A 23,927-nucleotide genomic window follows, 5' to 3' on the forward strand; every position below is an offset into this window, starting at 1 on the left:
CCGCATCCGCACTGTGGAGGTAACGGGGTGGAATCCAGGATCGGGACGCGGTTCGGTCCCTACGAATTACGCTCGCTGCTCGGTAAAGGCGGCATGGGCGAGGTCTACGAGGCCTACGACACGGTCAAGGACCGGGTGGTCGCGGTGAAGCTGCTGCCGCTCGATCTCGCGAAAGACCCGCAGTATCAACAGCGGTTCCGGCGGGAATCGCAGGCGGCGGCGCGGCTGGCCGAGCCGCACGTCATCCCGATCCACGATTGGGGCCAGATCGACGGCGTGCTCTACATCGACATGCGGTTGGTCCGCGGCCACGATCTGAAGTCGGTGCTGCGCAGGCAGGGGCCGATGCCTGCGGCGCGCGCGATCGGCATCGTCGAGCAGATCGCCGCCGCGCTCGATGCCGCCCACGCCGAGGGGCTGGTGCATCGCGACGTGAAACCGGCCAACATCCTCGTCACCGCCTCGGATTTCGCGTACCTGGCCGATTTCGGCATCGCCCGCTCCGAGGGCGATCCGAGCGTGACCGCGACCGGCGCGGCGATCGGCTCCTACAGCTACATCGCGCCGGAGCGGTTCGACACCGCACCGGTCACCGGCACCGCCGACGTGTATTCGCTGGCGTGTGTGCTCTACGAATGTCTCACCGGTACAGAGCCGTTCCCGTCCGACGGGATGAGCATGCTGATCCGGTCGCATCTTTCGACGCCGCCCCCGCGCCCGAGCGTGAAAATGGCCGGGCTGCCAGGCACCTTGGACGAGGTCGTCTCGCGTGGCATGGCCAAGGAGCCGCAGGATCGCTATCCGACGGCGGGCGGGCTCGCCGCCGCGGCCAGGGCGTCGCTGTCCATCCGGTCGTCGGAATCGCCCACCGAACAGCTCACCGCGCGCAGGAAGGCGCCGCCGACGGTGGTATTCCACGCCGTCGATCCGCAACCGTCCGGCCAGAACATGCGTCCGCCGATGCGTCCGCCGCAGGGCCGTCCGGATTCGGCACGGGTGGAACGCCATCGGCCAGCCAGTGACCCGGTACGCCCCGGTGCGGGCAGGCCTGAACCACACAAGCCGATGCCGGTGCGACAGGAAACCGTTGTGCCCGTGGTCAATCGGCAGGCGCCGGTGCGCCTGGAGCACGGACGGCCCATGCCGGTGCACCAGGAGACCAAACGCTCCGAACAGATCTGGGTCGACCCCGGCCGGGTCGATGCCGCGTCGGAGGAGCCGACCCGGCGGATCACCGGGCTCGCTTCGCTCCCGCCGCCATCGCAGCGGACAGCCGAGCAGGCACCCGCGCGCCGCGGACGGTCGAAGCGCCCGGTGGTGCTCGCGGGGATCCTCATCGCGCTGGCGCTGATCGCGCTCGTCGGCTGGCAGGTGCGTGATCAGTTCACCGGTCAGGCGCCGACCACCCCCACCCCGGTCCAGTTGCCCGCGGGCGCGAAGCCGTGCCCGCAGGTGTATCCGGTGCTCGGCAAGTTCAGTTCGTCTGCCGTCGGCACCACCGCGACGACCTGCCCGTTCGCGGAGGAAGTGCGCAAGGCCTACGCGGAGGGGCCCGCGGACGCGCCGCCGAACCGGACGCTGACGGCACACAGCCCCATCAGCAACGACGACTACAAGATGGAATGCACGGCCCACGAGCGGTTCGTCAGCTGCAACGGCGGCCAGAATGCGCTCGTCTATGTCTACTGAGCAGGGATTTCGCGCGCGCTATCCGAAGTTGACGGGGGTGGGCCAGCGAGGTGACGCCGTTGCGGGCAAGATAGCGGCCATGCGCATCGGAGTCTTGACCGGAGGCGGAGATTGTCCAGGGCTGAACGCGGTGATCCGTGCCGTCGTTCGCACGGCGAACGGCCGCTACGGCGATGCCGTCATCGGCTTCCAGGACGGCTGGCGCGGCCTACTCGAGGATCGAAAGATCAACATCCTCAACGATGACCGCACCGACCGGCTGCTCACCAAGGGCGGCACCATGCTCGGCACCGCGCGCACCAATCCCGATGTGCTGCGCGCCGGACTCGGCCAGATCAAGCAGACGCTCGACGACAACGGCATCGAGGCGCTGATCCCGATCGGCGGCGAGGGCACGCTGACCGCGGCGAGCTGGCTGTCCGACGAGGGGGTGCCGGTGGTCGGCGTCCCCAAGACCATCGACAACGACATCGACTGCACCGACGTCACTTTCGGCCACGACACCGCGCTCAGCATCGCCACCGAGGCCATCGACCGGCTGCACACCACCGCCGAATCCCATCAGCGCGTGATGCTCATCGAGGTGATGGGGCGCCACGCGGGCTGGATCGCCGTGCACTCCGGCATGGCGGCGGGCGCGCACCTGACCCTGGTGCCCGAGGTGCCGTTCGACGTCGACGACGTGTGCGCCATGATCAAGCGCCGCTTCCAGCGCGGTGACAAGCACTTCATCTGCGTGGTCGCCGAGGGTGCGCATCCGGCGGCCGACACCGGATTCTCCTTGCGCCAGGGCGGAATCGACGAATTCGGCCACGAGCGCTTCACCGGCGTGGCCCAGCAGCTCGGCGCGGAGATCGAGCGCCGCATCGGCAAAGAGGTCCGCACCACCGTGCTCGGGCACGTCCAGCGCGGCGGCAGCCCAACGCCTTACGACCGCGTCCTGGCCACCCGCTTCGGCCTGCACGCCGCGGAAGCCGTGCACGCCAGGCAATTCGGGCAGATGGTCGCCCTGCGCGGCACCACCATCGACCTGGTGCCGCTCTCGGAAGCGACCAAACAGCTCAAGCGGGTACCGGAGGATCGCTACCGCGAGGCGGAAGCCTTCTTCGGCTGATTCGAATTGCCCAGGTGCGCAACCGATCTGGTTGCGCACCCCGGCATACCGACGGCGTCGCGGCTACGCTGGCGCCATGGCCGAATCGCAGCTGCACGACCTGCCCGACACCGATCTCGCGGTACTGCGCCGCCGCGCGGACGCCGCGGGCCGCGCGCTCGACGAGCAGATACGGCACGAACTGATCGCGCTGTCGCGCCGCAGGGTTCCCGTCGATGCTGTCGTCGAATTCCTGATGGGCCAAGGCCGCGACTTGGATCCCGACCTCGACATCGACGGTGTCGCCCTGGTGCAGCTGTCCGACCTGCCCGCCGACGCGGTCCTGGTGCTCTGCCGACGCGCTCGCGCCGAGGGCGTCCCGCTCGCCGGATACGTGCGCGCGCAACTGCGCGCGCTGGTGCGCCGCCGGACCCTCGAGGACGACATGCTCGAATTCCGCGCGGCGGCCGACGAGGACCCGACCCTGGAACTCGACATGCGCGCGATCGCCGAGGCCATCCGCTACGCGCGCGGCGCATAACCCTTAGACCGCAAGGCTGACGCCGCGTCGGCCACGATCATCCGCGTGGATGATCCCGGTCGAATACCGGCGCCGGTACCGTGAATCCATGCGTACCGGCCGTTTCCTCGCGTTGGTTCTCCTGGTTGTCGCGGCGTTGGCCGTCGGGTGCTCGAAGGGGGAGTCGCCGACTCGGCCCTCGGGCGTGCTCGGCGACTGGCACGGGAAGATCGAGATTCCCGGGCAGCCGCTCGACATCGGCGTCACCCTCGCCGACGCGGGCAAGAGCACCATCGACATCCCGACGCAGGGTTTGCGCGGCGCTGCGCTGAAAGACGTTCAGGTACAACCGGATCGGGTGGAGTTCGCGCTGGCCGACATTCCCGGCGATCCGGTGTTCCGCGGCAAGCTCGACGGCGAGCGGATCACCGGCACCTTCACCCAGTCCGGGCAGAGCTTCCCGCTGAACATGGGGCGCGGCAAGGTCGCGGCGCCGCCGCGCCCGCAGGAACCGAAGGCGCCGTTCCCGTATCGCGTTCAGGACGTCACCTATCGCAGCGGCGAGATCACCATCGCGGGCACGCTCACCCAGCCCGAGGGCAAGGGCCCGTTCCCCGCGGTACTGCTCATCACCGGTAGCGGCGCGCAGAACCGCGACGAAGAACTGCTCGGGCACAAGCTTTTTCTGCTGTTCGCCGACACACTGACCCGCGCGGGCTACGCCGTGCTGCGCGTCGACGACCGCGGCGTCGGCGGCACCACCGGCAAACTCGACGACGCGACCTACGCCGACCTCACCGACGACGCGGCCGCGGGCGTCGGCTTCCTGCGCGCCAGGCCCGATATCGACCCGGCCCGGGTCGGCCTGCTCGGCCACAGCGAGGGCGGCTACATCGCGCCGATGGTCGCCGCCAGGCCGGACAGCGGGGTGGCCTTCGTGATCATGATGGCCGGGCCCGCGGTACCCGGCTACGACGTGATCATCGAGCAGATCAAGCTGATCGGTACCGCCGAGGGACAGCCCGCGGCCGAGGTGGAAACGAGCGTGCGCGAGAGCAACCAGGTCTTCGAGCTGCTGCGCAAGGGCGATCTGGCGGGTGCGAAGGAATTGGCCAAGCGGATCAACCAGTCACGCCCGGCCGACAAGCGCGCACCGGAGGGACAGGACGACGAGCTCACGCCGTACTTCGTCGCCCTCGTCACCCAGGATCCGGCGCCCGCGCTGTCCGCGCTGCGCATGCCGGTGTTCGCCTTCTACGGCGGGAAGGACCTGCAGGTTCCGGCCGCGCAGAGCGAACCCGCCGCGCGTGCGCTGCTCGCCGCCGACCCGGACGCCACCGTCACCGTCTTCCCCGACCTCAATCACCTGATGCAGCCGACCAAGACCGGACGCCCTTCCGAATACGCGGGCATCGAGACGACCATCGCCCCCGAGGTGCTCACGGCCGTCACCACCTGGCTGACCCAGCGTTTTCCGACGAAGTAGGTCGTCGCGATCGCGGTTTGGCGTTTACATAGACTGGGGGTCATGAGCGAGCGCAGCGAGCGAAAAATCGGCAGAGCCGCCTTGGGTGCGGTCATGACGGAGCCGAGCGTCAGCGAGGCGCAGGCATGAGCGCACCCACCGTCGAGCTGATGGACTACTCGGAGGTCATCTCCCGCTACGAGCCGGTGCTCGGCTTGGAGGTCCACGTCGAGCTGTCCACCGCGACCAAGATGTTCTGCGGTTGCCCCACCGAGTTCGGCGCCGACCCCAATACCCAGGTCTGCCCGGTGTGCCTCGGTCTGCCCGGTTCGCTGCCGGTGGTGAACGAGAAGGCGGTGGAGTCGGCGATCCGCATCGGGCTTGCGCTGAACTGCTCGATCACCCCGTGGGGACGGTTCGCGCGGAAGAACTACTTCTACCCGGATCAGCCGAAGAACTACCAGATCAGCCAGTACGACGAGCCGATCGCCGGCGAGGGGTACCTCGATGTGGTGCTCGACGACGGCAGCGTCTTCCGCGTCGAGATCGAGCGCGCGCACATGGAGGAGGACACCGGCAAGTCGACGCATATCGGCGGCGAGACCGGTCGCATCCACGGTGCGAGCCACTCGCTGCTCGACTTCAACCGCGCGGGCGTGCCGCTGATCGAGATCGTCACCAAGCCGATCACCGGTGCGGGCGAGCGCGCCCCCGAGGTGGCCCGCGCCTACGTGACCGCGCTGCGTGAGGTGCTGCGTTCGCTCGGCGTCTCCGACGTGAAGATGGAGCAGGGTTCGCTGCGCTGCGATGCCAACGTCTCGCTGATGCCCATCGGCGCAAAGGAATTCGGCACCCGCACGGAGACCAAGAACGTCAACTCGCTCAAGAGCGTCGAGGTCGCGGTGCGCTTCGAGATGCGCCGCCAGGCCGCGCTGCTCGCCGACGGCGTCAGCATCATCCAGGAGACCAGGCACTTCCACGAGGCCGACGGCACCACCTCGCCGGGCAGGCGCAAGGAAACCGCCGAGGACTACCGGTATTTTCCGGAGCCCGACCTGGAACCCGTCGCGCCCGACGCCGAGTGGGTCGAGCAGCTGCGCGCCACCATCCCGGAGTACCCGTGGCTGCGCCGCGCTCGGCTGCAGGGTGATTGGGGCTGGTCGGACGAGGTCATGCGCGATGTGGTGAACGCCGGCGTGCTCGAGCTGATCATCGCCACCGTCGACGCGGGCGCACCGGCCAACGAGGCGCGCTCCTGGTGGGTCGCCTACCTCACCGAAAAGGCAAAGGAGCGTGAGGTTTCCATCGAGGAGCTGCCGATCACGCCCAAGCAGCTCGCCGAGGTGATCGGGCTGGCCCAGGCCAAGACCATCAACAGCAAGGTCGCCAAGCAGGTCGTCGACTTCGTCCTCGCGGGCGAGGGCGAGCCCGCGCAGATCGTCGAGGCCAAGGGGCTCGGCATGGTCAGCGACGACAGCGCGCTGCAGGCCGAGGTCGAGAAGGCGCTCGCCGCGAACCCGGCGATCGCCGAGAAGATCCGCTCCGGCAAGGTCGAGGCCGCGGGCAAGATCATCGGCGATGTCATGAAGGCGACGCGCGGCCAGGCCGACGCCGCCCGCGTGCGTGAGCTCGTGCTGGCCGCCTGCCGCTGAGATTGTCAACGAACAACGCCCCCTTCGGGATTCGAAGGGGGCGTTGTTCGTGCACCGCTAGTCCGGTGCGTTGCCGCCGGACTGTGGCGGTGGGATGCGCACGACGCGGTCGTCGAATTCGCCGCCGGGACCGTCGGTCTTGTTGACCGTGGTGACCCAGATGGCGCCGTCGGGGCCGACGGTCGCGCCGAAGAGTGCACCGTACTTGTCCTGTGCGACCAGGGTCGGCGAGGTGGTCACGGCGTGCGTGTCCTTGTCCGCGGCGACGATGGCCAGCGCCTTGCCGTTGGTCAGCGCGACGGCGACGCCGTCGACACCGGCCGCGCAGCCCGCGACGCCGGGACGGTCCGGCCAGGTCCACGCGGTGGTGACCTGGCCGTCGCCGGACAGCCGCTGCAGCCTGTCCTCCGCGGCCGTGCGGTCGGTGATCCAGACGCTGTCCTTGCCGTCGTGGCAGACATCGCCCGCGACACCGATACCGGATACCGCGATCTCCGGCGCCGCGCTGCCCGGCGCAGGCGAGTTCAGCTTCAGCAGCTTGCCCGACAGCGACGAAGCGGACAGCGCCGCGGCGGGATTGCCCGCATCGCCGGTCAGCACCAGCATCTGGTTCGGGTTGGCGAACTCGATGGAGCCGTGATTCCCGGTGGGGCCCTTCGGGATTCCGGTCAGGATGTCCTTCGGCGCGCCGCCGGTCGCGGAGAAGCGGACCACCCGGTTGTCGTACGGGGTGGTGATGTAGGCATAGAGCAGCCCGTCCTCGCGGTAGCTCGGGGAGAGCACCAGATCGTTGAGGCCGCCGTCGCCGGATCCGTCCACATCGAGCTTGGCGATCTCGACCACCGGATCGTCGGGACCGGTCACCTTGAGGATGCGCCCGGTCCTGCGCTCGGCGACCAGTGCGCCGTCGCCGATCCCGATCAGGCCGCCGAGAGTGTCCAGGCAGGTGGCCACCACGTTCGGGTCCGGGTCGAGGCACGGGCCGGTGGGGCGCTGCTTGGTGCTGGTCGGCGCGCCCGGTTTGTTCGGCTCGAGTTGGGCGGGGCGCAGCGTCGGTTCGGTAGTGAACGGACTCGACGCCGAATCATCGAATCGGCCGCAGCCGACCAGCAATGCGGCCCCGAGCGCCAGACCGACCGCGGTGCGGCCAACGACAACCAAACTCATGGTTCAGACGTTACGGAAATACCGTCGCATGTGCCGCTTCCGGGTGGGGTTAGCGGCGATATGGACACGCCGTCCGCGCGAGTCGCCCCGCGTCCGGGCGCGGCGGCATAGGGTATTGGCCGTGACCGAGAAGCCCAATGACACACCCGCAGCTAGGCCGAGTCCGGCGGGCCCGACGCCCGCTATGGGCGAGCAGACGGCGGTGTCGACCACCGGTCGTGGGGTGACGAGCCCGTTCGATTCGCCGACCGAAACGATCCCGCTGACCAAGGATGTGCCGCGCACCGACGAAGAGCTCGGCCTCGATCCGCTGATCCCGACGGTCGGTGAGAGCAAGGCGGCCGACACCGCAACCATCCCCACCTATGCCTACGCCAGCATTCCGCCCGCGGCCAACCAGCCGGGCGATACCGCCCGCCTGCGCCGCCGCAACGCCGAGAACCGCAGGGGCACCTTGGATCTCGGCCTGTTCCTGCTGCGCCTGATCGTCGGCGGCACCTTCATCTACCACGGACTGCAGAAGCTCACCGGCTGGTTCCACGGCCCGGGCCTGGACGGCACCAGGGACATGATGGACAACGGCGGCTGGGACCACTCGACCCTGGCCACCATCATGGTCACCGTCGGCGAACTCGGTGGCGGCACACTCATCGTCCTCGGCCTGGCCACCCCCCTCGCCGCGGGCGCCGTCCTCGCCGTCATCCTCGACGCCTGGGCCTGGAAACAGGGCATGACCCCCGGTTTCCAATACAAAGCAGGCGTCCCCACCGGCGTAGAACTCGAATCCATCCTCGCGGGCACCGCCGCCGTCCTCATCCTCACCGGCCCCGGCCGCTGGTCCTTCGACCGCAACCGAGGCTGGTCCACCCGCCCCTTCATCGGCTCCTTCACCGCCCTCGTCCTCGCCATAGCCGCCGCCGTAGTCACCTGGTGGCTCCTCCACGGCGGCAACCCCTTGACAGGTATCGGCCCCTTCTAACCCGCCTCTCCGCGTATTCAGGCCAGACTCGAGTGCGCGACAGTTGGATCGGCGGCCGGCGGATCGGTTGGTGGCTGGGTTGGCTGGTACCCGACGAGTTACCCATGTACGTGCGAAATCAGTTGTCGCGCTGGCGCGACGGAGAGACAAACGGCGCCCCTCGTGCCCATGAGGGGCGCCGTGGCAATTTCAGCGGCTCAGGCTGCCGTACTTCGGCCCCGCGTCGCCGATCGCGGAGTGGTCAGGTCTTGTTGAACGACAACGGCTTCCCCTGTGCGAGGGGAAGCCGTTGGGGGTGTTCAGTTTTGAAGGGCGGGCCGGTTACGGCACGTGGCGGACGGCGCCCTTGTCGGCTGAGGTGGCGAGGGCGGCGTAGGCGCGGAGTGCGGTGGTGACGGGGCGGATGCGGTCGGCCGGTTGCCAAGGGTGTTCGGAGGCTTCCATTTTGGCGCGGCGTTCGGCGAGGACGGCGTCGTCGACCAGGACCTCGAGTGCGCGGGTTGCGACGTCGATGCGGATCTGGTCGCCGTTTTCGATCAGGCCGATGGTGCCGCCGCTGGCGGCCTCGGGGGACATGTGGCCGATGGACAAGCCCGAGGTCCCGCCGGAGAAGCGGCCGTCGGTGATCAGCGCGCACACCTTGCCGAGACCCGCGCCCTTCAGGAATGCGGTGGGGTGCAACATTTCCTGCATACCGGGACCGCCCTTGGGACCCTCGTAGCGGACCACGATCACATCGCCCGGCGTGATCTTCTTGCCGAGGATCGCCGACACGGCCTCCTCCTGGGATTCGACCACGAAGGCGGGTCCCTGGAAGGAGAACAGTTCCTCGTCGATGCCCGCGGTCTTGAGGATCGCGCCGTCGAGAGCGATGTTGCCGCGCAACACGACCAGTCCGCCCTCGACCGTGTAGGCGTGCTCCTTGTCGCGGATGCAGCCACCCGCGGCGTCGGTGTCCAGCGAGGACCAGCGGTTGTTCGTGGAGAACGGCTCGGTGGTGCGCACGCCGCCCGGCGCGGCGTGGAACAGCTCCAGCGCCTCCTCGGATGCCTTGCCGGAGCGGATATCCCAGGTGTCGAGCCACTCGTCGAAGCTCGCGGTGTGCACGGTGGTCACGTCGGTGTCGAGCAGTCCGGCGCGGCGCAGCTCGCCGAGGATGGCCGGGATGCCACCGGCGCGGTGCACGTCCTCCATGTGGTAATCGGAGTTCGGCGAAACCTTCGACAGGCACGGCACTGTGCGGCTGATCTCGTCGATGGTGGTGAGATCGAAGTCGATCTCACCCTCCTGCGCGGCGGCCAGCGTGTGCAGCACGGTGTTGGTGGAACCGCCCATCGCCACGTCGAGCGCCATCGCATTGCGGAACGCCTTGGCGTTGGCCACGTTTCGCGGCAGCACCGAGGCATCGTCCTCGCGGTACCAGCGGTTGGCGATATCGACGATCACCGAACCGGCCCGCTCGAACAGCGCGTGGCGCGCGGCATGGGTCGCGAGCGTCGAGCCGTTGCCGGGCAGCGCGAGGCCGAGCGCCTCGGTGAGGCAGTTCATCGAGTTGGCGGTGAACATGCCAGAGCAGGAGCCGCAGGTCGGGCACGCGCTGCGCTCGACCTCGCTCAAACCTTCTTCGGACACGGCCTGATTCGCGCTGGCCGCGATGGCGGTGATGAGGTCGGTCGGCGCCTGCGCGACACCGCCGACGACAACGGCCTTACCCGCCTCCATCGGCCCGCCGGACACGAAGACCACCGGAATGTTCAGCCGCATAGCGGCATTGAGCATGCCCGGGGTGATCTTGTCGCAGTTGGAGATGCACACCAGCGCGTCGGCGGTGTGCGCGTTCGCCATGTATTCGACGGAGTCGGCGATGATTTCGCGGCTCGGCAGCGAGTAGAGCATGCCGCCGTGGCCCATCGCGATGCCGTCGTCGACGGCGATGGTGTGGAATTCGCGCGGCACGCCACCCGCGGCGCGCACGGCGTCGGCGACGATCTCGCCGACGTTCTTCAGATGCACGTGGCCCGGCACGAACTGGGTGTAGGAGTTCGCGATGGCGACGATCGGCTTGCCGAAGTCGGAGTCGGTCATGCCGGTGGCGCGCCAGAGTGCGCGTGCGCCTGCGGCATTGCGGCCGATGGTGGTGGTGCGTGAACGAAGCGGTGGCATTAACGGTCCTCGGTCATGGTCGCGGGGGCTGAGGTGCGACTGCGCTGAGAGTGTGCTCGGCGGCCCGTCCACGGTACTCCCGGGGGAGGGGCGGGCCGCTCGCGCATCGGCTGGTTCGGGTGTCGCCGCGAGGGTGTCGTCGACGCTGACGGTGTCATCGGTTGTGTCGGTTCCGGCACCGTCGGCGCGATCCGGTGAACGGGGGATCGGTTCTCCCGCCGTGTCCCACCGGACCGTGCATCCGAAATCATCCTACCTGTGGGGTTTCTGTGCCCGCGAGGTGACTATCCGCATCGTCGCGCGGGGAATACCGAGCAGCTACAAGATCATCAGGAACTCAGGTAACTGCCCTCTCGCACAGTGGTTACATCAGTTCCTGATGATCGGCCGTCCAGGTCCGTATCGGCGTGTCCGATGCGGCGTGGCACTAGTTGTCGGCGGCTGGCTCTTCCCGGGGTGCGTCGCCCTTTGTCTCGGCCGCCGCCTTCTCCGCTTGTCGAGCCGCTTCCTGTGCCGCTGCGGCGGCCGCGAACAGGTCCGGGATGCGCCCCTTCGATGCGTCGATCAGCTCGCGTAGCCGGTCGTAGCTCACCGCGGGCAGCTTCACCTCGGACTCGTCGGTGAGGTGTGCGCGGACGAATCCGCGCTTGGGGATGCGCACTCCGGCCACCCGCGCCCAGTCCAGATGCTTCGACCCGAAGACGGTGCGCAGGTCGAGCCCGGTGTCGGTGACGACGGTCCTGGTCCTGGTCACCCACGCGGTGAGCGCCGCGGGAATCAGCAGCAGCCACCACAGCCCGATCGGCCAGCCGACGAAGAAGAAGAACACGCAGAACAGCAGCACGATCACGCCGAGGTAGGCCAGCTGTGTGATGCGAATGGCGCGCACACCGGGGTCGGCGATCCGCCCCCGGGACGCGAGCACCAGTCGCTCCAGATCATCGGGGCCCACCGCGGGCATGGGCGCCTCGCCGCCGTCGTTCAGCACCACGCGGGCGTACCCGTGCTCGGGTAGCCGAATGCCCGCGACCTGCGACCACGGCACCTCCCTGGTGCGCAGCAGCGAGCGGAGCACCAGTCCGTCGGCGGTCAGCGCGGTCCGCACCCGCAGCACCCAGGACAGCAGTGCGAGCGGAATCACCAGGAACCACACGCCGAACAGCGGGCGCAGCGCCACCGGCACGGCCAAGGCCACTGCCAGCACGAATACCGCGATCAGCCAGACGCGGTTGACCTGGAAGATGTAGCTCGGCGCGGCACCCGTATCGTCCGCCGCGGCGGACGTATGGGACGATTCAACTGGTGGCACGGACTGATGCGGTGATGACACACCCCCATCCTCGCATCCTGGTGAACGGACACAAGCAACCGCACTGTCCCACATAATGGGACGTCAAGGGTCATCTGTTTGACTCTTCCAGTCACGCCCGCTTAACGTCGTGCGCGTGAATCGAATCGAGCTTCTCGTAATCGGCCGGCGCGTCCAGCGTTGAGCCTGACTATCTAGTCGAACTACGTCAGCTCGCGTTAGACGCGCCACCCTCGATCAGCCATGCGCTGACGGGGGCTTTTTTGTGTTCGGACGGTGTGTGAGACGGACCCTCGTCCGTGCGAGCACAGGAAAGCACAGTTTGTCCGGGATCAGAACGACAAGCAGTTAGGAACGAAGACGGTGAGTGCACCTACCGCACGGCCCGGGCCCTCGGCCCGCAGGCCTGCGCCTTCGGCGAATCAGCAGGGCTCGCCCGCTGGCACCCCGACGACCGCGGCGAACCGCCGCCAGGTCCCGCCCGAGCGGGTCACCGGCGCGCAGTCCGTCGTCCGCTCGCTCGAGGAGCTCGGCGTCGACACCGTATTCGGCATTCCCGGCGGCGCGATTCTCCCGGTGTACGACCCGCTCTTCGATTCCGTCAAGGTCCGTCACGTCCTCGTCCGGCACGAGCAGGGCGCGGGTCACGCCGCCACCGGCTACGCGCAGGCGACCGGCAAGGTCGGCGTCTGCATGGCCACCTCCGGTCCCGGCGCGACCAACCTGGTCACCCCGATCGCGGACGCGCAGATGGACTCGGTGCCGATCGTCGCCATCACCGGCCAGGTCGGCCGCGGCCTGATCGGTACGGACGCCTTCCAAGAGGCCGACATCTCCGGCATCACCATGCCGATCACCAAGCACAACTTCCTCATCACCGAGGGCATCGACATCCCGCGCATCATGGCCGAGGCGTTCTACCTCGCCGCGAGCGGCCGTCCCGGCGCCGTGCTCGTCGATATCCCGAAGGACGTGCTGCAGGCGCAGACCACCTTCACCTGGCCGCCGGAGATGCGGCTGCCCGGCTACCGTCCGGTGACCAAGCCGCACGGCAAGCAGGTGCGCGAGGCCGCCCGGATGATCATGGAGGCCAAGCGGCCCGTGCTCTACGTCGGCGGCGGCGTGATCAAGGCCGATGCCTCGGCGGAGCTGCTCGAGCTGGCCGAGCTGACGGGCATCCCGGTGGTCACCACGCTGATGGCCCGTGGCGCGTTCCCGGACAGCCACCAGCTGAACATGGGCATGCCGGGCATGCACGGCACGGTGGGCGCGGTCGCCGCGCTGCAGCGGTCCGATCTGCTGATCACCCTCGGCGCGCGCTTCGACGATCGGGTGACCGGTCAGCTCGATTCCTTCGCGCCCGATGCCAGGGTGATCCACGCCGATATCGACCCGGCCGAGATCGGCAAGAACCGGCACGCGGACGTGCCGATCGTCGGTGACTGCCGCGAGGTGATCGCCGAGCTGATCGAGACGCTGAAGGCCGATCCGGCCGTCGGCGCCGCGCCGCTGCTCGAGCTCGGCGAATGGTGGGAGTACCTCGGCGGCATCCGCAAGAGCTACCCGCTCGGCTGGAACCAGCCGAGCGACGGTTCGCTGTCGCCGGAGTTCGTCATCGAGGCGCTCGGCCGCCTGGCCGGACCGGAGGCGATCTACTGCGCGGGCGTCGGCCAGCATCAGATGTGGGCCGCCCAGTTCATCAAGTACGAGAAGCCGCGCACCTGGCTGAACTCCGGTGGCCTCGGCACCATGGGCTACGCCGTGCCCGCGGCCATGGGCGCCAAGATGGGCGCGCCGGACAAGGAAGTGTGGGCGGTCGACGGTGACGGCTGCTTCCAGATGACCAACCAGGAGCTGGCCACCTGTGCCGTCGAGGGCGTGCCGATCAAGGTCGCGCTGATCAACAACGGCAACCTCGGCATGGTCCGCCAGTGGCAGACCCTGTTCTACGAGGAGCGCTACTCCAACACCGATCTCGGCACGCACACCCTGCGCATCCCCGACTTCGTGAAGCTCGCGGAAGCCCTTGGCTGCCACGGCATCCGGGTCGAGCGCGAGGAGGACGTGGAGGCCGCGATCCGCGAGGCGCAGTCCATCAACGACCGCCCCGTGGTGATCGACTTCATCGTCGGCAAGGACGCCCAGGTGTGGCCGATGGTCGCCGCCGGCACCAGCAACGACGAGATCATGGCCGCCCGTGGCATCCGCCCGTTGTTCGACGAGGACGAATCGGCCGCCGAGCCCGCCGTCATCCACGAGGCGATGTCACACGAGAAGAACAAGGGGACCGAACAGTGAGTACGACTCACACCCTCAGCGTCCTGGTCGAGGACAAGCCGGGCGTGCTGGCGCGCGTCGCGGCGCTGTTCTCCCGCCGCGGCTTCAATATCGAGTCGCTGGCCGTCGGCGGCACCGAGATCCCGGAGATCTCGCGCATGACCATCGTCGTCACCGTCGACGATCTGCCGCTCGAGCAGGTCACCAAGCAGCTCAACAAGCTGGTGAACGTCATCAAGATCGTGGAGCAGGACGCGGACGCGTCGGTGGCCCGCGAACTGATCCTGGTCAAGGTGCGCGCGGATGCCAGCGTGCGAACCCAGGTGATCGAGGCGGTTACGCTCTTCCGGGCGAAGGTGATCGATGTCTCGCCGGACGCGCTGACCGTCGAGGCGACCGGAACCCGGTCCAAACTCGACGCATTGTTGCGGATGCTCGAGCCGTACGGCATCCGGGAGATCGTGCAGTCCGGTGTTGTCGCCGTGGGCCGTGGCCCCAAGTCGATCACCGCGACCCGTTAAGTAACTCAATAACTTTCAAGACCTAGCAGAAGAACCAGAAGGGAACCAACCAGTGGCAGTCGAGATGTTCTACGACGACGACGCAGACCTGTCGATCATCCAGGGCCGCAAGGTCGCGGTGATCGGTTACGGCAGCCAGGGCCACGCGCACTCGCTGAGCCTGCGCGACTCCGGCGTCGAGGTCCGCGTCGGCCTTGCTGAGGGTTCGAAGTCGCGGCCGAAGGCCGAAGAGGCCGGTCTGACCGTCGGCACCCCCGCCGAGGTTTCGGCGTGGGCCGACGTGATCATGGTGCTGGCCCCCGACACCGCGCAGGCGTCGATCTTCACCAACGACATCGAGCCGAACCTGAAGGACGGCGACGCGCTGTTCTTCGGCCACGGCCTCAACATCCACTTCGGCCTGATCAAGGCGCCGGAGTTCATCACCGTCGCGATGGTCGCCCCGAAGGGCCCCGGCCACCTGGTGCGCCGTCAGTTCGTCGACGGCAAGGGCGTTCCGGCCCTGATCGCGGTCGATCAGGACCCGAAGGGCGAGGGCCAGGCGCTGGCGCTGTCCTACGCGAAGGCGATCGGTGGCGCGCGCGCCGGCGTCATCAAGACCACCTTCAAGGAAGAGACCGAGACCGACCTGTTCGGTGAGCAGGCCGTGCTCTGCGGTGGCACCGAGGAACTGGTCAAGACCGGTTTCGAGGTCATGGTCGAGGCCGGTTACGCGCCGGAGATGGCCTACTTCGAGGTGCTGCACGAGCTCAAGCTGATCGTCGACCTGATGTACGAGGGCGGCATCGCCCGCATGAACTACTCGGTCTCCGACACCGCCGAGTTCGGTGGCTACCTGTCGGGCCCGCGGGTCATCGACGCCGACACCAAGAAGCGCATGCAGGACATCCTCAAGGACATCCAGGACGGCACCTTCGTCAAGCGCCTCGTCGCCAACGTCGAGGGCGGCAACAAGGAGCTCGAGGCGCTGCGCAAGGCCAACGCCGAGCACCCGATCGAGGTCACCGGCGCCAAGCTGCGCGGCCTGATGAGCTGGGTCGACCGGCCGATCACCGAAACCGCGTAAGGTCATTCGGATGTGAAGGGCCCGTTCGCCATTCGGCGAACGGGCCCTTCGCCGTATCAGCCCTGATATGGCTCGACGGTGAATTCGACCTGGCCGGAATCGCCCAGATGCGCGGCGTCGACGGTGACCGTGCCGACGAAATGGCCGAAGCCCGGCGTGAAAAGGGAGGACTTGGGGTCGCTGCTCCAGTAGCCGGGGCCCTTCGCGTGCGCGGTGCGCTCGCCGGATTCGCCGGTGTCGACATTGCGCCAGTGCAGCGTGACATCCAGACCACACGAGCCGACGCCGAACATGGTGGTACTCACGGTGAATGACGCCGAATTCGGATAGCCGGGGCCGTGCACCGAGGAATCGACCTCGGCGAGACACGCACCGCTGGTGAGTGAATAGATGGTCTGGAACTTGCCGCCCGACTCGGCGGACGCGGGTGCCGCGGTGGTGAGCAGCGCCGCCGCGGCAACGACACTGGTCGCGGGTAGGGCGAACACTGATTTCATCTGCACCCCTGTCGAGTCGTGATGATCACGTCCGGGTAATGGGGGGTCGACCATACTCGTCGTGCTGGCATTCCGGACCCGGGTGACGAAATCGGTTGGCGCGGTTGCGGATCAGCGCCCGATTCGGTTACTGGTCGTAGCGCGCCCGGTCGTAGGTCCCGAGCCGTGGCGGGTCGGCCGGGCAGATTATCGAAATCGCCCTGAGTTCGGCGAATCGCAGTCGCCTGGGTTTCGGGCGATAGGACAAAGGCTCGGCACCTGGGTGCCGCGCCGCCGGTTCGGGGGGTTGCCGAGGTTGCGTAGCGCTCGAATCCAGTACCCGCCCCGAGGGCTTGCGGCGCTATCAGCTCCACCTCGTTCGCCCGAGCGCAGTCGAATGGCCCTGCGACACGCCGTAATTGCGGGCCATTTGACTGCGCTCGACGGATCTCGATCATCCCGGCAGCTTCTGGCAGCGGTACTCGGTTCGGCGCAAACCATGCTGCTCATGGTGTGTGACTGTCCGACGCTGACGCTGACGCTGACGCTGACGCTGACGCTGACGCTGACGCCGGTGCCGGTGCCGGTGCCGGTGCCGGTGCAGGTGCAGGGACAGGGACAGGCACTGGTGCGGGGGCGGGTGTTGGTGGATCGCCGACCGAGTCGGGCGAACACGGCCGCGGCCCGGTACCTGGGGTGCCGGTCCGCCTCAGGTTCGGGTGGTTTGCCGGGTGCGCGTTGGTCAAATCTGGTTTGCGGCAACTGAACTGCTGCTCAAGATGTGCGAGCGCCAGGTGCCGGTGCCGGTGCCGGGATAGGTGCTGGTGCAGGGGCAGGGGCAGGTGCTGGCGTTGGTGCGGGTGCAGGGGGCGGAGTAGGCGCAGGGTCCCCGGTTGGTATCGGTTTGTTCGTTGGGTGAGGCGTGATCGTCGGCGGCAGGGGCGGTGGGGTGAACCGATTGCCCGGGTAGTTGGGGTTGGCCGGATTGTTCGGGTTGAGCGGGCTCATCGGATTCGCCGGATTGTTGAGGTCATTGGCCCAATCCAGGTCCCGCTGTTGTTGTTGGCGCTGTTTGATCGCCCACCGCACCCGCGCGCACGCGTCCTGGATCTCGCGGTCGTCGCGCCATTCGGGCTGGTCGCATTCGATCAGCAGGCCCTCCCGGATGTGCGAGAGCACCGTTTCGCGGTCCACCGGCTCGGCCGATGCCGGAACCCGCAAGGCGACCAGGGGAATAGCGGCGATCGCTCCGGCGAGAACCACCTCGGCCAGCTTCGTTCGTCGGCGCGTCGTCGAGAACACCATTGATCTTTCCTCTCTGCGATGAGCGCCATGCCCATCCCTCGCGCGGAGCCGCGTGCCTGTTGCTGCGGCAATCGGGATCGGTTGTGCTGCTACCGATTACGGCTCCACGATCGATACCTGGGATGTATCGGCGCCGCGCCGTAACCGTTACCGGCAATCACGAAAACAGAAGCGCGCGATGCGATTTTCATCCTGAGGTATTAGGGGAGGTAGCCAAAGGGACTAGCTCGCCTCCGAATTCGGCCAACGGCCCGGCCCTCTACTCGCTGCCGGGCCGTCGTTGTCGTCGATCGGCCGCACCGCAATTCAGGTCCGGCTCGTTCGCCGAGCGCAGTCGAATGGCCTTGCGACACGCCGCAATCGGGGGCCGTTCGACTGCGCTCGACGGATCTCGACTACCTCAGAGCTGGTTGTCGCTCGCTCCGGACTCGGTGAACGGCCCGGCCCGGTCCTCGCCGCCGAGCCGCTGGTATCGCCGATCGGCCCGCGCCGCACGCTGCCCCTTGTGGCGGCCACGGGTGGGCTTGGCGCCGAAGACGGCCCGGCACGGTCGATCGGCTGCCCCCGAAGGTTCCGGCGGCAGGTTGGCTGCGAGGCCGCGGCGGTGGGGCGTGCCGGTGTCGAAGAACGGGCCGACGTGGTGGGTGGTGTCGGGCCGATGTCGATCAGTTGCCGCTGAACGTGCCCGGTGACAGCGGCGCTGCCATACCTGCGGGCGTGAGTGCTATTGGCGCCGAATACGGTCCCGCACTGTGAATGGGGTGCCGGGCCGTGTCGATCAGCTGCTGCCGAAGGTTCCCGGTGGCAGGGTCCGCTGCCAGGGCTGTGGCTGCGGATACGGGTGGTGCCGGTGTCGGTGGTGCGGGCTGGCCGGGTTGTTCGGGTTGAGCCAGCTGTTCGGGTTCATCGGATTGTTCGGGTTCAGCATGCTGTTCGGGTTCATCGGGTCGTTGAAGTCGTGCCCGAAGCGGCGGGCGCTGTCGAACCCATCCCCATTGTCGGACACGTCCTGTGCCTGTTCGAGGGCGATACCTTCCGACGGCGCCGGTGCGGCCGATGCCGTAATCACCGAGGCGGACACGGGAACTGCGGCGATCACGCCCGCGACGGCCGCCCTGGCCAGTATGCGGCGCGGACTCGAGGTCGAGAACACGGGGATCCTTTCGAGCGGTGGTGAGCGTGCTCACCGGCCGGACTGCCCTGATGATGCGAAATCTCGCAGCAGGGGCAGGGCGGGAGTTCGGTGTGCCGCCGCGCGGCGCTCGCGTTCGCCGGCGAATTCCCGGCGGCACTCCTACACTCTTACGCACCCGGTCCGAAAGATCATCCCTGAAACCGTGATTCCGGCAAAGATCAGACTTTCGGACCGATCCCCTCAGCCTCCGGGACTACGGAATGTCCCCGAATTCTGTTGCGTCGGTGGATCGCTGAACGGTCTGAGCCGGACCGACCGCGCAGCAACCTGGCCAGCTCGCAGTTCCATCGGCCGAGGCGGTCGTCCGCTACAGCTGTTTCGCGGCAAGGAATCCACTCACCGCCGCCGCCCATTCCTCGGGTCGTTCCGCCATCAGCACATGCCCGGCATCGATCTCGACGTACTCCGCGCCGGGAATGTTCGCGGCAAGCTCGCGCGAATTCGCCGGATCCACCAGTAGATCCGCGGTGGCATTGACGACGAGCGTCGGCACCGTGATGCCGCCGAGCTCAGCGAAGGTGTCGACCCGTTGTGCGAGGCGAACCTGTGCGACCGCGCCACCGGGGACGTTCTCGGTCAGGAAGGCGACGAACTGATCGACCTCGGCGCGCGACAGGCTGTTCAGGAACCGGGTGCTGTAACCGACGGTCATGACGAAGTTCGCGAACAGGTCGTACTCGCCGCGCTCGATCGTGCCCGCCCAGATGTTCCCATTGAGCTGGAGGCGGTTGTCGCCGTGGGCGAATCCGGCGGCGAGCACCAGGCCGCGCACCCGCTCGGGGTGCCGGGTCGCCGCGCGCACCGCGACCGCGGTGCCGAGCGAATAGGCGACGATGGTGAAGGTTTCGACGCCGTTGTCGACCGCCGCGGCGACCATCGCGTCCGCGAGGGCGTCGAGTTCGAGGTGGGTGTCGTCCGCCGGGTAGTCCGGTGCGACCACCGTGTGGTCGGCGGCGAGTACCGGGATGAGCGCGCCGAAGTTGTCGGCGATGCTGCCGCCCGCGCCGTGCGCGAGCAGAATGCCGGGACCGGAGCCGTCGACCTTGGTGTTGAGCGCGATGTTCGTCATAGTCGGCAACAATGGGCCATCACATGGATGTGACAGTCCAGCCTTTGTGTTGCACGACATATGCGAATCGGTGATTTGGAGCGACGAACCGGCGTCCACCGCAGACTCCTGCGCTACTACGAGGAGCAGCGCCTGCTGCACCCGCAACGCGACCCCAGCGGCTACCGCAACTACACCGAAGCCGACGTCGAGAAGGTCGAACGCATCCGCGCCCTACTCGCCGCGGGCCTGAACACCGAAACCATCCAAGACCTCCTCCCGTGCGCCCTCGACAAACAGCCCGGCATGATCCCCTGCCCGCAATCCCTCGACCCCCTCCACGCCCGCCTCACCGCGATGGACGCCCAGCTGGCGGCCCTTTCCCGCCAACGGGACTTGCTAGCGGAACTCCGGGAAGCCACGGAATCGCGGCTAGGATCGAGAACGTGACCTCGTCCGCAGTGCGGCCCGAGCCTTCTCGTGTACCCGACGCAGATCCGTCGGCGATTCGAGCATGCTTGCCGTCGGCGGTTGCGGTCGAGTTCGACCGCAACTGGCGGGCTGTGATGGACCGAGCGAAGGATGAGCAGGATCTCACGCTCGTCCACGACTTCCTAGCCCGCTGGCGGATCATGGCGCACGCGGAAATGACCGACCCAGGGAGCTACTTCCGTCTCATGGAGAAGGTCGACCGAGCGACAGAGGATTCACGTCTCAGCCCCCCATCGGGCGGTGCCCGGGTCACCGGTGCCGATATCAAGGCGATGATCAAGTCTCGCCTCGGCGCGCCGTAGGTGTACGAACTCGACACGTCGGGCGAGGCCGCCACTCAAATCGCTGGTCTGCCAGATGAAGCGCTGTTGGCGTTCGCCGAGGCGGCCGTCGTTCTCGAGCTTGCTCTGTGGAACGGGCAGACGATCAACGACGAGAACCCGCAAGGTCCGGTACGGCAGTTGGTTTTCGGCGGCTTCGGACTGATTACCTACTTGATCCTCGAGCGAGAGCGGCAGGTCAGCGTGATCGAGGTCCAGTGGGCGGGTTAGTTCGTAGGCAACGGCCCTGAGGCGCCGGGCCGTTGCCTCGTAGTTAGCTGCTGCCGAAGGAGCCGCGGGGGAAGAATTGCTGCCAGGGCTGCTGCTGGTGGTGGCGGTGGTGGGGGCGGTCGCAGTTGCCCCACATGTCGCGGCGGCAGTCGTTCCACTGGTTGTCCCACCACTGCTGGGGAGCGCAGCGGTTGTCCCACCAGTTGCGGTCGCAGTAGTCGTTCCACCGGCCGACCTCGGTGACCGAGGGTTCGATGGCAAGCGGTTCGGCGGAGGCGGGAATCGCCAACGCGGTCAACGGGAAAGCGGCGATCGCACCGGCGACGGCCACTCGGGCCAGTGCACGGCGCGACTTGATTGTCGAGAACACCATGGGTCCTTCCTATCTACGGTGAACATCGTCCACCATTCCCTCGCGTGGGAGGCTGCCCATCGTGTGGCCGATCGTGGTCGCCCGGGGTGCGCACCGGTGGGCAGGTCGGGATCGTTTGTGCCGCTGTATGTCCCAGCGGCCGCACGTCTACACTCTTGCGCACACCACGCGAAAGGTCACGGGGCCGAAGCGGATTCAGGACTATTTCACTCCCCGGGATGAGGCCGGTGTCCGCCGTAGGTAGTACTCGAGCATCCGGGTGTGCCCGGAGGTTCCTCGGCTGCCGCCATCGGCTCGACTGTTATCAATTCGATTGCTGGAAGGTTGCAGGCGCTGCGTTCTTCGCGTAAGAGTGGAGCGATGACGAACCCGATCGTCGCGACACCACAGGATTCCACCGAACTCGGCCGAGCCGCCCGGCAGCGGATCTCGCGATCCGCCCTCGGTGAATGGTCGGCTCCGCCGAATCGCACCGATCCGATCGCGGTGCTGGAGCGGCAGGCCGCCACTCGCGTACCCGAACTCGTTCCCATCCGTTATGCCCGGATGGCCGCGGCCCCGTTTCCCTTCCTGCGCGGCGCGCCCGCCATCATGGCCGCCGATCTCGCCGCCGCCACCGACACCGGACTCACGGTGCAGCTCTGCGGTGACGCCCACCTGTCCAATTTCGGGCTGTACGCCTCACCGGAACGCGCGCTGGTCTTCGATCTCAACGACTTCGACGAAACACTGCCCGGCCCGTTCGAATGGGATGTGAAACGGCTGGCGGCGAGTGTCGCGGTGTCCGCGCGCGCCAACGGTTTCGACGACGCCGACGCCAGGCGCAGCGTCGAGGCCGCCGCCCGTGGCTATCGCGAAACCATGAACCGGCTGGCCGAACAGGACGGCATGACGGTCTGGTACGAGCGGGTGGACGCCGATCAGGTCGCGGCGCTGATTCAAAAGTCCAAGCGGCGCAAGGGAGTCGAGAAGGCCATCACCTCAGCGCGCGGGCGCACCAGCCTGCAGGCGCTGAACAAGCTGACCGAGCCCGGCCCCGACGGGACGCCGCGCATTCGGCACAGTCCGCCGCTGCTCGTGCCGGTCGAGCTCGGGGAGGGCGAACATGTCGAGGCTGTGTTCGCGGCGTATCGCCGTTCGCTGCCCGAAGAACTGCGTGTGCTGCTCGACCGGCACCGCCTGGTCGATGCCGCCAGGAAGGTGGTCGGCGTCGGCAGCGTCGGTACGCGCTGTTTCATCGCGCTGATGGCGGATGTGACCACCGGAAGTCCGCTGTTCCTCCAGGTGAAGGAGGCCGAGCAGTCGGTGCTGTCGCCGCATCTGAAGCCGAGCAAATTCCGTCACCAGGGCCATCGGGTCGTGCATGGGCAGCGGCTGGCCCAGACCGCCAGCGACATCTTCCTCGGATGGGCAACCGGCCCCGACGAACGCTTCTACTACTGGCGCCAGTTCCGCGACATGAAGGGCTCGGCCGTCATCGAGGACCTGAATCGCGCCGACCTGCGCGACTACGCCGGCCTCTGCGGCCACACCCTGGCCCGCGCGCACGCCCGCTCCGGCGATCGCGTCGCCATCGCCGCCTATCTGGGCAATGGCGATGTATTCGACCGCGCCATGGGCGATTTCGCGCTCGCCTACGCCGATCAGACCCTCGTCGATCACCGGGCCCTGCTCGATGCCATCGACTCGGGTCGCATCGAATCCGCCGCTTCGGCCTATTGAACGTGCGTAGCCTCGAAGCATGGCCTCACTGACCAAGGCGGACGTGGTCGCGTTCGTTTCGTCGACGGATCTGGAGCGCTCGCGCCGATTCTTCGACGAGGTTCTCGGTCTCTCGATCGTCGAGATGACGCCGTTCGCGTGCGTGGCACGCGGCGGCAACGCCACCATCCGCATCACCGCGGTGGAACGGTTTGTCCCGCAACCATTTACGGTGCTCGGCTGGACGGTCGACGATATCGCCGACACCATCGCCGAACTCACCGGGCTCGGCGTGCGGTTCCTGCGCTACGACGGCATGGATCAGAGCATCGACGGGGTGTGGACCAGCCCGAGCGGCGCCAAGATCGCCTGGTTTCCCGATCCCGACGGCAACGTCCTTTCGCTGACCGAGTTCGTCCGCTGAGCTTCAGCCGACGGTGCGGGCGCCGCCGTTCGGGTCGGCCGGGTCGATGTGCCAGCTGGACACGCGGCGCGGGTGGATCCGGATGATCTCCTTGGCGAACCACTCCGGGTTGACCGGCGGGACCTCGACGGTCAACAGCTCCACGACGCCGCGGATCTCGACGCCGCGGCCCATGCCCGGTTTGATCGCGCCCGGCTTGTCCGGAGTCATGTCGTCGACGACGAAGCTGACCTGAGGATTGGCCTGCACATTGCGATAGCGTTGGGTCGCGGTCATATTCGGCCCGCCGATATCGATGGTGTCGTCGGCGTTGAGGCGGAATCCCAGCGGCCGGACCTGTGGCGCACCGGTGGTCGCGACGGTGGCCAGCCGGCCGATCCGCTGTCCGGCGAGGTAGGCGCGCTCGGCGTCGGTGAAAGTCATGCCACGAACCTAGGACCTGAACAGCGATTCAGGTCAAA

The 23,927-nt window shown here is 67.7% G+C and carries 24 protein-coding genes; 15 read left to right on the plus strand and 9 right to left on the minus strand.

Translation table 11 applies throughout. The features are described 5' to 3' along the window. The first annotated feature begins 27 nt into the window (after nt 1–27). The 5 genes from ACIG5A_RS35820 to gatB all read left to right on the plus strand — a co-directional run bounded on the left by ACIG5A_RS35820 (nt 28) and on the right by gatB (nt 6,419). The gene (locus tag ACIG5A_RS35820) at nt 28–1,689 is read left to right on the plus strand and encodes a protein kinase (protein ID WP_397248466.1); all 1,662 of its coding nucleotides are present in this window, start codon (nt 28–30) and stop codon (nt 1,687–1,689) included. Between the two features lie 79 nt (nt 1,690–1,768). Beyond that, a complete protein-coding gene (locus tag ACIG5A_RS35825; RefSeq protein WP_397248468.1) occupies nt 1,769–2,803 on the plus strand; it encodes an ATP-dependent 6-phosphofructokinase in 1,035 nt (344 codons plus the stop codon). 76 nt (nt 2,804–2,879) lie between these two features. Next, nucleotides 2,880–3,323, plus strand: a complete 444-nt coding sequence (locus ACIG5A_RS35830; RefSeq protein WP_397248470.1) for a hypothetical protein — start codon at nt 2,880–2,882, stop codon at nt 3,321–3,323. 88 nt (nt 3,324–3,411) lie between these two features. Next, nucleotides 3,412–4,788 carry an alpha/beta hydrolase family protein gene (locus ACIG5A_RS35835; RefSeq protein WP_397248472.1) on the plus strand — a complete coding sequence of 459 codons (1,377 nt, stop codon included), beginning with the start codon at nt 3,412–3,414 and terminating at the stop codon, nt 4,786–4,788. A gap of 125 nt (nt 4,789–4,913) precedes the next feature. Then, nucleotides 4,914–6,419, plus strand: a complete 1,506-nt coding sequence (gene gatB / locus ACIG5A_RS35840; protein WP_397248474.1) for an Asp-tRNA(Asn)/Glu-tRNA(Gln) amidotransferase subunit GatB — start codon at nt 4,914–4,916, stop codon at nt 6,417–6,419. 57 nt (nt 6,420–6,476) lie between these two features. Here gatB and ACIG5A_RS35845 read toward each other — a convergent pair whose 3' ends face one another. After that, the gene (locus tag ACIG5A_RS35845) at nt 6,477–7,586 is read right to left on the minus strand and encodes a PQQ-dependent sugar dehydrogenase (RefSeq protein WP_397248476.1); all 1,110 of its coding nucleotides are present in this window, start codon (nt 7,584–7,586) and stop codon (nt 6,477–6,479) included. Between the two features lie 121 nt (nt 7,587–7,707). Between ACIG5A_RS35845 and ACIG5A_RS35850 the strand changes: the two genes are divergently transcribed. Next, the gene (locus ACIG5A_RS35850; protein WP_397248478.1) at nt 7,708–8,565 is read left to right on the plus strand and encodes a DoxX family protein; all 858 of its coding nucleotides are present in this window, start codon (nt 7,708–7,710) and stop codon (nt 8,563–8,565) included. Nucleotides 8,566–8,886: 321 nt separating this feature from the next. Here the strand turns inward: ACIG5A_RS35850 and ilvD are convergent, their stop codons facing one another. Together ilvD and ACIG5A_RS35860 are read right to left on the minus strand one after the other, a co-directional pair. Further along, nucleotides 8,887–10,728, minus strand: a complete 1,842-nt coding sequence (ilvD, locus tag ACIG5A_RS35855; RefSeq protein ID WP_397248480.1) for a dihydroxy-acid dehydratase — start codon at nt 10,726–10,728, stop codon at nt 8,887–8,889. A 427-nt stretch (nt 10,729–11,155) separates the two neighbouring features. Then, entirely contained in the window at nt 11,156–12,037 is an 882-nt protein-coding gene (locus ACIG5A_RS35860; protein WP_397248482.1) for a PH domain-containing protein, read from the minus strand. Between the two features lie 363 nt (nt 12,038–12,400). Here ACIG5A_RS35860 and ACIG5A_RS35865 point away from each other — a divergent pair, with 363 nt between their 5' ends. The 3 genes from ACIG5A_RS35865 (at nt 12,401) to ilvC (ending at nt 15,901) form a co-directional block, all read left to right on the plus strand. Then, entirely contained in the window at nt 12,401–14,335 is a 1,935-nt protein-coding gene (locus ACIG5A_RS35865) for an acetolactate synthase large subunit (RefSeq protein WP_397248484.1), read from the plus strand. Then, complete coding sequence (gene ilvN / locus ACIG5A_RS35870; protein WP_397248486.1) at nt 14,332–14,835, plus strand: acetolactate synthase small subunit; 504 nt, start codon at nt 14,332–14,334, stop codon at nt 14,833–14,835. The genes ACIG5A_RS35865 and ilvN overlap by 4 nt, the downstream gene beginning before the upstream one ends. A 64-nt stretch (nt 14,836–14,899) precedes the next feature. Further along, a complete protein-coding gene (ilvC, locus tag ACIG5A_RS35875; RefSeq protein ID WP_397249429.1) occupies nt 14,900–15,901 on the plus strand; it encodes a ketol-acid reductoisomerase in 1,002 nt (333 codons plus the stop codon). A 56-nt stretch (nt 15,902–15,957) separates the two neighbouring features. Here the strand turns inward: ilvC and ACIG5A_RS35880 are convergent, their stop codons facing one another. Then, a complete protein-coding gene (locus tag ACIG5A_RS35880; protein WP_397248488.1) occupies nt 15,958–16,398 on the minus strand; it encodes a hypothetical protein in 441 nt (146 codons plus the stop codon). A gap of 478 nt (nt 16,399–16,876) precedes the next feature. Here ACIG5A_RS35880 and ACIG5A_RS35885 point away from each other — a divergent pair, with 478 nt between their 5' ends. Further along, nucleotides 16,877–17,143 carry a hypothetical protein gene (locus ACIG5A_RS35885; protein ID WP_397248490.1) on the plus strand — a complete coding sequence of 89 codons (267 nt, stop codon included), beginning with the start codon at nt 16,877–16,879 and terminating at the stop codon, nt 17,141–17,143. Nucleotides 17,144–17,151: 8 nt separating this feature from the next. On the opposite strand, the gene ACIG5A_RS35890 is transcribed toward ACIG5A_RS35885, so the two are convergent. The 3 genes from ACIG5A_RS35890 to ACIG5A_RS35900 form a co-directional block, all read right to left on the minus strand. After that, a complete protein-coding gene (locus ACIG5A_RS35890; RefSeq protein ID WP_397248492.1) occupies nt 17,152–17,682 on the minus strand; it encodes a hypothetical protein in 531 nt (176 codons plus the stop codon). 778 nt (nt 17,683–18,460) lie between these two features. Further along, on the minus strand, nt 18,461–18,835 hold the full coding sequence (locus ACIG5A_RS35895; RefSeq protein ID WP_397248494.1) for a hypothetical protein: 375 nt from the start codon (nt 18,833–18,835) through the stop codon (nt 18,461–18,463). A 349-nt stretch (nt 18,836–19,184) separates the two neighbouring features. Beyond that, on the minus strand, nt 19,185–19,946 hold the full coding sequence (locus ACIG5A_RS35900) for an alpha/beta fold hydrolase (protein ID WP_397248496.1): 762 nt from the start codon (nt 19,944–19,946) through the stop codon (nt 19,185–19,187). 60 nt (nt 19,947–20,006) lie between these two features. Here ACIG5A_RS35900 and ACIG5A_RS35905 point away from each other — a divergent pair, with 60 nt between their 5' ends. Genes ACIG5A_RS35905 through ACIG5A_RS35915 form a run of 3 tightly spaced genes read left to right on the plus strand, consistent with a single transcriptional unit; the run spans nt 20,007 to nt 20,968 of the window. Further along, nucleotides 20,007–20,375, plus strand: coding sequence for a MerR family transcriptional regulator (locus tag ACIG5A_RS35905; protein ID WP_397248498.1), 369 nt, complete (start codon nt 20,007–20,009; stop codon nt 20,373–20,375). 11 nt (nt 20,376–20,386) lie between these two features. After that, the gene (locus ACIG5A_RS35910) at nt 20,387–20,719 is read left to right on the plus strand and encodes a DUF6247 family protein (RefSeq protein ID WP_397249431.1); all 333 of its coding nucleotides are present in this window, start codon (nt 20,387–20,389) and stop codon (nt 20,717–20,719) included. Continuing rightward, nucleotides 20,720–20,968 (plus strand): hypothetical protein, encoded by a 249-nt coding sequence (locus ACIG5A_RS35915; RefSeq protein ID WP_397248500.1) that lies wholly within the window; start codon nt 20,720–20,722, stop codon nt 20,966–20,968. A gap of 43 nt (nt 20,969–21,011) precedes the next feature. Here the strand turns inward: ACIG5A_RS35915 and ACIG5A_RS35920 are convergent, their stop codons facing one another. Then, nucleotides 21,012–21,341 (minus strand): hypothetical protein, encoded by a 330-nt coding sequence (locus ACIG5A_RS35920; RefSeq protein WP_397248502.1) that lies wholly within the window; start codon nt 21,339–21,341, stop codon nt 21,012–21,014. 360 nt (nt 21,342–21,701) lie between these two features. On the opposite strand from ACIG5A_RS35920, the gene ACIG5A_RS35925 reads away from it, so the two are divergent. Both ACIG5A_RS35925 and ACIG5A_RS35930 read left to right on the plus strand, forming a co-directional pair. After that, nucleotides 21,702–23,063: a DUF2252 domain-containing protein gene (locus tag ACIG5A_RS35925; protein WP_397248504.1), complete on the plus strand. Its 1,362-nt coding sequence runs from the start codon at nt 21,702–21,704 to the stop codon at nt 23,061–23,063. A 19-nt stretch (nt 23,064–23,082) separates the two neighbouring features. Further along, nucleotides 23,083–23,466 (plus strand): VOC family protein, encoded by a 384-nt coding sequence (locus ACIG5A_RS35930; RefSeq protein WP_397248506.1) that lies wholly within the window; start codon nt 23,083–23,085, stop codon nt 23,464–23,466. A gap of 3 nt (nt 23,467–23,469) precedes the next feature. Here ACIG5A_RS35930 and ACIG5A_RS35935 read toward each other — a convergent pair whose 3' ends face one another. Continuing rightward, on the minus strand, nt 23,470–23,889 hold the full coding sequence (locus ACIG5A_RS35935) for a PPOX class F420-dependent oxidoreductase (RefSeq protein WP_397248508.1): 420 nt from the start codon (nt 23,887–23,889) through the stop codon (nt 23,470–23,472). Between the last annotated feature and the right edge of the window lie 38 nt (nt 23,890–23,927).

Origin of the sequence: Nocardia sp. NPDC052566, from assembly GCF_044547285.1 — a bacterium.
Lineage (GTDB): Bacteria > Actinomycetota > Actinomycetes > Mycobacteriales > Mycobacteriaceae > Nocardia.

Excerpts from the sequence above, each read along its gene's own strand:
- ACIG5A_RS35825 (WP_397248468.1), top strand. The coding sequence starts at position 1,769 with ATGCGCATCGGAGTCTTGACCGGAGGCGGAGATTGTCCAGGGCTGAAC.
- ACIG5A_RS35830 (WP_397248470.1), top strand. The coding sequence starts at position 2,880 with ATGGCCGAATCGCAGCTGCACGACCTGCCCGACACCGATCTCGCGGTA.
- ACIG5A_RS35835 (WP_397248472.1), top strand. The coding sequence starts at position 3,412 with ATGCGTACCGGCCGTTTCCTCGCGTTGGTTCTCCTGGTTGTCGCGGCG.
- gatB (WP_397248474.1), top strand. The coding sequence starts at position 4,914 with ATGAGCGCACCCACCGTCGAGCTGATGGACTACTCGGAGGTCATCTCC.
- ACIG5A_RS35845 (WP_397248476.1), bottom strand. The coding sequence starts at position 7,586 with ATGAGTTTGGTTGTCGTTGGCCGCACCGCGGTCGGTCTGGCGCTCGGG.
- ilvD (WP_397248480.1), bottom strand. The coding sequence starts at position 10,728 with ATGCCACCGCTTCGTTCACGCACCACCACCATCGGCCGCAATGCCGCA.
- ilvC (WP_397249429.1), top strand. The coding sequence starts at position 14,900 with ATGTTCTACGACGACGACGCAGACCTGTCGATCATCCAGGGCCGCAAG.
- ACIG5A_RS35880 (WP_397248488.1), bottom strand. The coding sequence starts at position 16,398 with ATGAAATCAGTGTTCGCCCTACCCGCGACCAGTGTCGTTGCCGCGGCG.
- ACIG5A_RS35885 (WP_397248490.1), top strand. The coding sequence starts at position 16,877 with ATGCTGCTCATGGTGTGTGACTGTCCGACGCTGACGCTGACGCTGACG.
- ACIG5A_RS35890 (WP_397248492.1), bottom strand. The coding sequence starts at position 17,682 with ATGGTGTTCTCGACGACGCGCCGACGAACGAAGCTGGCCGAGGTGGTT.
- ACIG5A_RS35900 (WP_397248496.1), bottom strand. The coding sequence starts at position 19,946 with ATGACGAACATCGCGCTCAACACCAAGGTCGACGGCTCCGGTCCCGGC.
- ACIG5A_RS35905 (WP_397248498.1), top strand. The coding sequence starts at position 20,007 with ATGCGAATCGGTGATTTGGAGCGACGAACCGGCGTCCACCGCAGACTC.
- ACIG5A_RS35920 (WP_397248502.1), bottom strand. The coding sequence starts at position 21,341 with ATGGTGTTCTCGACAATCAAGTCGCGCCGTGCACTGGCCCGAGTGGCC.
- ACIG5A_RS35925 (WP_397248504.1), top strand. The coding sequence starts at position 21,702 with ATGACGAACCCGATCGTCGCGACACCACAGGATTCCACCGAACTCGGC.
- ACIG5A_RS35930 (WP_397248506.1), top strand. The coding sequence starts at position 23,083 with ATGGCCTCACTGACCAAGGCGGACGTGGTCGCGTTCGTTTCGTCGACG.
- ACIG5A_RS35935 (WP_397248508.1), bottom strand. The coding sequence starts at position 23,889 with ATGACTTTCACCGACGCCGAGCGCGCCTACCTCGCCGGACAGCGGATC.